The following is an 8,093-nucleotide window of genomic DNA, read 5'->3' on the forward strand; positions in this document are numbered from 1 at the left end:
CGACGGATATCACAATTATAAAACAAGAAGTTACGAGTTTTTCAAGATCCTTTTATACTGCTGATTTTGTGAGCATTGCTCTTTAACATTGAGATAAAAACTCAGTATTTTCCCTGAGTGTCGTGCAGGCAACGCAGGCTAATATGCTGGTGAATGAAAACGCCAGCGACCAAAACGCCATCGGCATTAGCCTTTCCTACGGCAGTCAGTCCTCCAAATCCACCCAGACGTCGACAGCAAACCAGAGCCAGGGAAGTACGTTGACCGCAGGTCACAACCTGACGATAAACGCCACCGGCACCGACCTCAACGTTCAGGGCAGCCAGTTGCAGGCCGGGAAAGATGTGGGCCTGAGTGCAGCGCGGGACGTGAATCTTTTCTCCGGGCTGAACAGCCAGACGCTTGAAGGCAAAAATGAAAGCCACGGTGCGTCGGTAGGCGTGGGCATCAACTTCGGCCAGGGTGCCAATGGATTATCCCTGAACGCCAGCATCAATAAAGGCAAAGGCTCTGAGACCGGCAACGGCACCAGCCATGTTGAGACCACCGTCAATGCCGGAAATCACCTGACCATCAGCAGCGGTCGCGACACGGCGCTGACCGGTGCACAGGTCAATGGCGAAAAAGTCACGCTGGACGTGGGGCGTAACCTGACCCTGACCAGCGAGCAGGATACCGACAACTACGACTCGAAGCAGCAGAATGCCAGCGCAGGCGGCAGTGTGAGCATGAGCGGCGGCAGCGGTTCGGTGAATCTGAGCCGGGACAAAATGCACAGCACGTACGAGAGCGTGCAGGAACAGACGGGTATCTTCGCGGGTAAGGGCGGCTTTGATATCACCGTCGGTGAGCACACCCAGCTAAACGGTGCGGTTATCGGCTCGACGGCGGATGCCAGCCTGAACAAGCTCGACACCGGTACATTAGGGTTCAGCAATATCAAAAACAGCGCCGAATATGAAGTTGAGCACCAGAGCGTGGGGATTAGCTCGGGGGGCAACATCGGCGATCAGTTTGCGGGCAACATGGCGAGTAGCCTGCTGGTCGGGATCAACGGTAACGGCAGTGACAGCTCGACCACCCAATCGGCGGTGAGTGAAGGCACGATAACTATCCGCGATAAGGACAATCAGAAGCAAGACGTGGGTGAGCTGAGCCGCGATGTCGAGCACGCCAACCAGACCCTCTCCCCTATTTTTGATAAAGAGAAAGAGCAGAACCGGCTGAAAGAGGCGCAGCTGATAGGGGAAATTGGCAGTCAGGCAATGGATATCGCCAGGACGCAGGGGAAAATCGAGGCGACGAAGGCTGGCAAGGCAGAGCTTGAGAAACACGGCGTTCAGCAGCCGGGTAAAGATGCGACGAAGGAAGAGCGAGCGGCCTATGATAAAGCCCTGACGGAAACGGCAGGCTATAAAACAGCGCAGCAGAAATGGGGTACGGGGAGCGCCATTCAGCAGGGATTACAGGCCGCGACGGCAGCGGTTCAGGGCTTAGCGGGCGGCGACATGGCGAAAGCATTGGCGGGAGCCAGTGCGCCGTATCTGGCTGAAGTGATCCACAACATGACCACCGACCCGGTGACGGGCAAGGTTAACAGCGAAGCCAATCTGATGGCGCACGCGGTATTGGGTGCGGTGGTTGCGCAGGTGAACGGCAACAGTGCATTAGCAGGTGCGTCCGGTGCGGCGATGGGTGAATTTATTGCCCAGCAGATGTATCCGGGAGTTGACCGGGATAAACTGAGCGAAGAGCAGCGCCAGACCCTCAGTGCGCTGTCGACGCTGGCGGCAGGTCTTGCGGGCGGTATGGTTAGTGACAGCTCGGCGGATGCTGTTGCGGGGGCGCAGGCGGGTAAGAATGCGGTTGAGAACAATGCCCTGAGCGCCCCGGATGATAAGCAACGTCAGGATGCGAAGTGGGCGCTGCCGTATCTGGAAGGCGATAAGAAAGCACAGGCAGAGAAGCTGGTCACTGACCTGAATGAGAAAGATAAAGCCTTCGATGCCGCCATTGATGCAGCATGTAAGAATCTGTCATCAGAGGACTGTCGGGGTATGCGCCAGGAGCTGGCGGCAATGGGTAAAAGCTACGACGCCACTCTGGATGGTCAGTACATCGGCACAATGGCCAGCGTTTACAAAGAAGGCGCTGATAAAGTTGATAGCCTGATGTGGCAGTATGCGAACGCAGATGCACAGGCGCAGAAAGCGAAAGACATCCAGACTATAGCTACAAACTGGGGCGTCAGTCTTGAAACGGCTTCAACGCTGTATACGACTATGGCGGGCGTTCACACCACAGCGGCGATTGGTGGTGCGGTATATGGGATGAAGACGACTAATTTTGCTAAAGGAAATATGCTACCCAAAGGATTACCAGTGCCTGATGGTCTTTCTAAGGAGATCCATCCAGGCCAGCAGGGAAAACATATTCCTGAGCATAATAATTATACACCAGGCCGTTCCCCATTAGTGGACGGTGTTGATCCTCAGGGGCTATTGAATGGGGTACATACAGGTGAATATCAAATAATAAGAATGACTCCACGAAATCAGCCGGTAGTTAATTTTGGTAAACCAATAGGCACTTATGAGGGGCAGCCAACGAGTTATGGAATAATCCATTCCGGGAAAAATGGCGCGCATGTTGTTCCAGCTAATCCTGTTCAACATTAAGGTAAATAAAATGATGAAAAACATACCAGAGTGGCTATACATATGGACAACGAAGGCTTTACTTGGTGAAGTATATCAATCAATTAGAGCAATCGCAGTCGGGTTTAATGAAGAGCGCCTGTTAACACTAAGGTATTATCTTGATAAGGAACCAGACGAATCTGACTATGAAAGTTTAGATGAGGTAATTACTAATATCTTAGCTAATACATCATCTAATGATGATATTAAAGATGTGAAAGAAGAAATATTTTTTGACTTAAGGCCATTCAAAGATCTAGAACCATTGAGTGGGTTCATCTATCTGAGAAAAGAAAGCTAGTAATAACCCCGGCCAAGGCCGGGATTATTACTTTATAGCCTCAGCAAACCTCAGCCCTGATTACCAGACAGCCATTCTCAGCCGTAATACTCACCGGCTGGCCGGTACTAAACCCAACTGTTCCAGCCACTTCCCTTTAATGGTCAGTTGCGGGCTGGGGTTGGGCTTGCCACCGTTGAAGCGGTAACCGACGTGAGCTACTTCTGAACTAGTCAAAGCATTTAATCGAACGTGCCACGACGGATATCACAATGATAAAACAACGATTTACCAACGTTTTAAGATCCCTTTATACTGCTGATTTTGTGAGCATTGCTCTTTAACATTGAGATAAAAACTCAGTATTTTCCCTGAGTGTCGTGCAGGCAATGCAGGCTAATACGCTGGCGAATGAAAACGCCAGCGACCAAAATGCCATCGGCATTAGCCTTTTCTACGGCATCGGCTCGACGGCGGATGCCAGCCTGAACAAGCTCGACACCGGCACGTTAGGGTTCAGCAATATCAAAAACAGCGCCGAATATGAAGTTGAGCACCAGAGCGTGGGGATTAGCTCGGGTGGCAACATCGGCGATCAGTTTGCGGGCAACATGGCGAGCAGTCTGCTGGTAGGTATCAACGGCAGCGGAAGTGACAGTTCCACGACCAAAGCCGCCGTGTCGGAAGGCACGATAACAATCCGCGATAAAGATAATCAGAAACAGGATGTTGCAGACCTCAGCCGCGACGTCGAACACGCTAACCAGACCCTCTCCCCTATTTTTGATAAAGAGAAGGAGCAGAACCGGCTGAAAGAGGCACAGCTGATTGGGGAAATTGGCAGTCAGGCGATGGATATCGCCAGGACGCAGGGGAAAATTGAGGCGACGAAAGCTGGCAAGGCAGAGCTTGAGAAACATGGCGTTCAGCAGCCGGGTAAAGATGCGACGAAGGAAGAGCGAGCGGCCTATAATAAAGCCCTGACGGAAACGGCAGGCTATAAAACCGCGCAGCAGAAATGGGGTACGGGGAGCGCCATTCAGCAGGGATTGCAGGCCGCGACGGCAGCGGTTCAGGGGCTGGCGGGTGGCGACATGGCGAAAGCATTGGCGGGAGCCAGTGCACCGTATCTGGCTGAAGTGATCCACAATATGACCACCGACCCGGTGACGGGCAAGGTTAACAGCGAAGCCAATCTGATGGCCCACGCGGTATTGGGTGCGGTGGTTGCGCAGGTGAACGGCAATGGCGCGCTGGCCGGTGCATCGGGTGCAGTGATGGGCGAGTATATTGCCCAGCAGATGTATCCGGGAGTTGAGCGGGATAAACTGAGCGAAGATCAGCGCCAGACCCTCAGTGCGCTGTCGACACTGGCGGCAGGTCTTGCAGGCGGTTTGGTTGGTGACAGCACGGCGGATGCTGTTGCGGGAGCGCAGGCTGGGAAAAATGCGGCGACAAATAATAACCTTGCTATTGTTCGTACCGGCGCGGCGGCTTGTGCAGAAATCTCTGTTTGCCGTGATAACGTCATTAAAATAGGGCTGGGCGCTTTAGTTGGGGCTGGTGTAGCCACTTCTGCGATGGAGCAGCTTTCCGAACCTCAAAAAACCAATGTTATGTTGGCAGCAATGTCGGGTGATAAGGCTCTCATCGACAACCTTTCCCCATCAGAGAGAACGGCTTATGAGGAGTGGAAGGGCAACCAAGGTTTGATCACAGTCTTCCCTGCGGGAGAAAAAGATCTGACGGGTGATAAGCTTGAAAACCCGGCTCAGGAGCAGAATAAGGGAACCACGCTGGTTACGCCGGATCAGTCAGGTGAACAGGGCGCGAGCAATACCGGTAATACTGATGGTGCGCCGGATGTGGGTGGGAATACCACGACAACGCCAATTGCAGAGCAGAATCCGGATGATCTGGCTTATTTGGCTGAGGGAAGGGATAATAGATTACCAATTCCGGAGCCTACTGTAGCGAGTAACGGGTTAACAGTTGAATCAAATACCAAACATACGCCTGGTGCACAAGGATTCAGGCCTAGTGCAGGTATTGAGCCAAAAAATTCTTTAGAGTTATTTGGTAATTCAGTATCAATTGATGGAAATAAAGCTCGTTATAGTATTGGTACTGACGGTTCTATCCATCGTTACTTTCCTGACAATACAGGAATCTACCATTGGTCTGGAAGTACTAGTGACTCAAAAAACCCAATGCAGTTAGATAATAAGACCAGAGCTCAGTTACGCAAGCAAGAAGGGTGGAAAATTAAATGATCATTGGTGATCCTTATCGAATTGCTATACAGCTGGAGCAGCTAGATGTTTTATGCTCCCCGAGTGGTGTTTTTAATTTTATTATCAATGACCTGTTTATTCCTGGTAAAGGGGTTACCATAGATCTTTATATTGTAATATCGTCTTTGAAAGAAAGTCTGGATTCAGGACTTAAAAAATACAATGCCGATATTGGCAGTATTCCTATCGAAAAAATGGACTTTTCAGAGGGGGAGCCTGAAAATTTAATATCGTTAGATGTTGCGGAATTATATGATTACGGTTGTAATTTTTGGCTAGGGTTCGATGGTAACGAAGAGCGTCTAATTTATTCATTAGATTTTGAAAACAGTTTTTCTGAGAACCGTTTTCCACGAGGTACGGTTGAGAAATTAATTAGAAAATTGCCTTTAGCTGATAACTTAATTATGGATAAAAGTGATGATATTATAATCACAAGACTAAATTAGTTTTTGAGTTTAGCAATAGGAATCCCGGCTAAGTCGCAGGGATTTTACTTTTAAGCACTCAGCCCCGCCGTTCTGCGCCTGACGATGATCAGGTTAGGCGTTGGTGATAACCCGTGTCAATTCGTTGTGACAACGGACCGGAATACGCAGGCAGCAAGTTGATAACCTGGGCACAACAGCAAAATATCCGGCTTAATTTTATTCAACCGGGGAAACCTCAGCAGAATGCTTATATTGAACGTTATAACCGGACAGTGCGCTATGACTGGCTGGGGCAGCATTTATTTTCTTCACTAAGTGAGTTACGGGAATATGCCACCTGGTGGGTGTGGTTTTATAATCATGAACGTCCCAATATGACGTTGAATGGCTTTACCCCGATACAACACATTCAGCGCTTAACTTATCCTACTTATCAGCGCTGTTAAAAATGGGGGGATTACCGGATGCGCTCATTACTCAAAGTAATCCATATCCAACTTGGGAACTTTAACCAAACGGGAGGAAACACCGACTTCGTTCTCAATCATCAAATGAACCAGGCGTTTGCCATCAACCAAAACCATGCCCTCAACGGAATGGGAAAAATCTCGCGCCTGAGAAGTAAAACCAGAGGTGGTGATAAACACGCCACGTTTGGCCTTTTGTCCCGCCAGCGCACCATAAAACGCCTGAAGCTCCGGGCGGCCAACCGTGTTCTGCCAGCGTTTAGCCTGTACGTAAACCTTTTCTAGTCCCAATTTATCAAGCGAGATGATCCCGTCGATACCACCATCTCCAGTGCCACCTACGCGCTGAAGATCATCCCGGTGCCCGCCATATCCCAGACGATGTAAAACATCCAAGACGATAACCTCAAAACGTGCAGGGGAAACTTGCAACAGATTTTCCAACAACTCACCAGCAACCGCGTCCCGTAGCTCTTTTAACGCCTGATCAAGACGATCATCCGGGCTGCTTTTTGCCAGCTCCTCCTGGTTCAGTACCGCTGGTTTTGGATCAAGATCGACAGCATCCGGCTGCTGTTTTAGCTTCACGTTCATGAAATCAAACGCCAGATGGTTCACTTCCTCGTCTGTGGGTGGCAGGGTATGGGCATGTACCCAATTAACCCCTTCTTGAGTCAAGCACCACTTTCCTCTGGATAAGCTTTGCGATAAACCGGCTCGCTTCAGGCGGTCATGTGCCCAACCCGCCCGATTTTTATAAACTAACTGACCACTGGCTATAACTTCTGTTCGCTGATTATCATCAAGATTAAGTGCGTCAGCGGCAGCTTCGTGTGCATCTCGAGCTGGCACACCATCAGTTTTATCCGCCAGGAAGCGCAATACTGGCTCAATGAATTTATCGTAGGTAGGAACGGCCATAGAAACATCCCTGATAATGTTTTTATTAGATTGGTTGTTAACCCAATCCGCTATAGATTAGTGGGTTGGTTAGCAACCAAGTGTACTTCCAACTCGCGATGAGCATGTACACAACTTTTACCAATTTAACTGATTAAGGTAAAACTTCATCTCCACATCATAAATCGGAAAGTATTACCCCACCATCCCGTCCAATCGCTTCTTGGTCTACTCCCAGTCCAGCATAACCACTCCTTTGAGCCGGTAGAAGCTTTCACTATGGTTATGCTCAGCCATCGAATCCCAATAATTGATGTATGCAAGCCGCTTGACCCCTAATTCAAAACATCAATCAACATCCCAGCGCAATGGATAAATACTCGCGTTATGGGAAGCAACATCGAAGCTGTCTCAGATGAAGATAGCCGTCTTGGTAGGAATCGAAACTCAGACTACTCACTGATACAGACTCGTAGGGCCTTGCCGCTAGCAAGGAGCTCTTATCAAACGTACAATCAAAACCCTAAAATAGCCCTTTTCGAAAAAAATTGCTTTTAACAGGACTGATAGTGAATAAACAGCAGCTTGCAGCAAAAATCTGGGAATCCGCCAACCAGATGCGTTCTAAAATTGAAGCCAACGAATACAAAGATTACATACTCGGCTTTATCTTCTACAAGTATCTAAGCGACCAGTTGGTGCAGTTTGTCACCAAACAGGGTATGACCCCCGAAGGCATCAAAGCCCTCAATGAAGAAGACGCCGACACCGTTAAATACGTGCAAGACAACTTGGGCTACTTTATTGCCTACAACAATCTGTTTTCTACATGGATTGATCCAACATCCGAATTTGATGAATCTAACGTGCGAGATGCGCTCTCGGCCTTTAGCCGTCTTGTAGTCCCTCCGGTTTTTAGTACCACCGCCAATGAGGATCTCCGGCCAGTTTTTGCCTCGCATAGATAACGGGTGGCATATCACCGAGTGAGCTATGCGGACGTTCTTCGTTATATTCTGCGC

7 protein-coding genes and 4 pseudogenes are annotated in these 8,093 nt (G+C 49.5%); 7 read left to right on the forward strand and 4 right to left on the reverse strand.

The features are described from left to right. Nucleotides 1-110 precede the first annotated feature (110 nt). The 3 genes and pseudogenes from IEV89_RS11840 to IEV89_RS11845 all read left to right on the forward strand — a co-directional run. Nucleotides 111-2,102, forward strand: a pseudogene (locus IEV89_RS11840) (hemagglutinin repeat-containing protein); the annotation flags it as partial. After that, a complete protein-coding gene (locus IEV89_RS22035) occupies nucleotides 2,079-2,678 on the forward strand; it encodes a polymorphic toxin type 50 domain-containing protein (RefSeq protein ID WP_373283375.1) in 600 nt (199 codons plus the stop codon). The pseudogene IEV89_RS11840 and the gene IEV89_RS22035, both read left to right, overlap by 24 nt. 10 nt (nucleotides 2,679-2,688) lie before the next feature. Further along, nucleotides 2,689-3,000: a MafI2 family immunity protein gene (locus IEV89_RS11845; RefSeq protein ID WP_188473712.1), complete on the forward strand. Its 312-nt coding sequence runs from the start codon at nucleotides 2,689-2,691 to the stop codon at nucleotides 2,998-3,000. 90 nt (nucleotides 3,001-3,090) lie between these two features. On the opposite strand, the gene IEV89_RS11850 is transcribed toward IEV89_RS11845, so the two are convergent. Then, the gene (locus tag IEV89_RS11850) at nucleotides 3,091-3,216 is read right to left on the reverse strand and encodes a SymE family type I addiction module toxin (RefSeq protein ID WP_373283374.1); all 126 of its coding nucleotides are present in this window, start codon (nucleotides 3,214-3,216) and stop codon (nucleotides 3,091-3,093) included. 152 nt (nucleotides 3,217-3,368) lie between these two features. Between IEV89_RS11850 and IEV89_RS21960 the strand changes: the two genes are divergently transcribed. The 3 genes and pseudogenes from IEV89_RS21960 to IEV89_RS11865 all read left to right on the forward strand — a co-directional run. Then, a complete protein-coding gene (locus tag IEV89_RS21960) occupies nucleotides 3,369-5,252 on the forward strand; it encodes a VENN motif pre-toxin domain-containing protein (protein ID WP_188473735.1) in 1,884 nt (627 codons plus the stop codon). Then, a complete protein-coding gene (locus tag IEV89_RS11860; protein ID WP_188473713.1) occupies nucleotides 5,249-5,722 on the forward strand; it encodes an Imm42 family immunity protein in 474 nt (157 codons plus the stop codon). Before IEV89_RS21960 ends, IEV89_RS11860 begins: the two co-directional genes overlap by 4 nt. 110 nt (nucleotides 5,723-5,832) lie before the next feature. Next, nucleotides 5,833-6,150: pseudogene (locus IEV89_RS11865) on the forward strand (transposase); the annotation flags it as partial. A gap of 27 nt (nucleotides 6,151-6,177) precedes the next feature. Here IEV89_RS11865 and IEV89_RS11870 read toward each other — a convergent pair. Continuing rightward, entirely contained in the window at nucleotides 6,178-7,092 is a 915-nt protein-coding gene (locus IEV89_RS11870) for a restriction endonuclease (RefSeq protein WP_188473714.1), read from the reverse strand. Nucleotides 7,093-7,299: 207 nt separating this feature from the next. Then, nucleotides 7,300-7,368: pseudogene (locus tag IEV89_RS21755) on the reverse strand (metal-dependent hydrolase); the annotation flags it as partial. 320 nt (nucleotides 7,369-7,688) lie between these two features. Between IEV89_RS21755 and IEV89_RS11875 the strand changes: the two are divergent. Then, nucleotides 7,689-7,913, forward strand: a pseudogene (locus IEV89_RS11875) (type I restriction-modification system subunit M N-terminal domain-containing protein); the annotation flags it as partial. A gap of 73 nt (nucleotides 7,914-7,986) precedes the next feature. Here the strand turns inward: IEV89_RS11875 and IEV89_RS21760 are convergent. Beyond that, the coding region (locus IEV89_RS21760; RefSeq protein ID WP_229746458.1) for an integrase core domain-containing protein at nucleotides 7,987-8,093 on the reverse strand (107 nt) is incomplete at its 5' end.

The sequence above is a fragment of the Hafnia psychrotolerans genome, assembly GCF_014639435.1.
GTDB lineage: Bacteria > Pseudomonadota > Gammaproteobacteria > Enterobacterales > Enterobacteriaceae > Ewingella > Ewingella psychrotolerans.

Coding starts and splice junctions, on each gene's coding strand:
- IEV89_RS22035 (WP_373283375.1), top strand. CDS start 2,079: ATGGGTAAAAGCTACGACGCCACTCTGGATGGTCAGTACATCGGCACA.
- IEV89_RS21960 (WP_188473735.1), top strand. CDS start 3,369: ATGCAGGCTAATACGCTGGCGAATGAAAACGCCAGCGACCAAAATGCC.
- IEV89_RS11860 (WP_188473713.1), top strand. CDS start 5,249: ATGATCATTGGTGATCCTTATCGAATTGCTATACAGCTGGAGCAGCTA.
- IEV89_RS11845 (WP_188473712.1), top strand. CDS start 2,689: ATGATGAAAAACATACCAGAGTGGCTATACATATGGACAACGAAGGCT.
- IEV89_RS11870 (WP_188473714.1), bottom strand. CDS start 7,092: ATGGCCGTTCCTACCTACGATAAATTCATTGAGCCAGTATTGCGCTTC.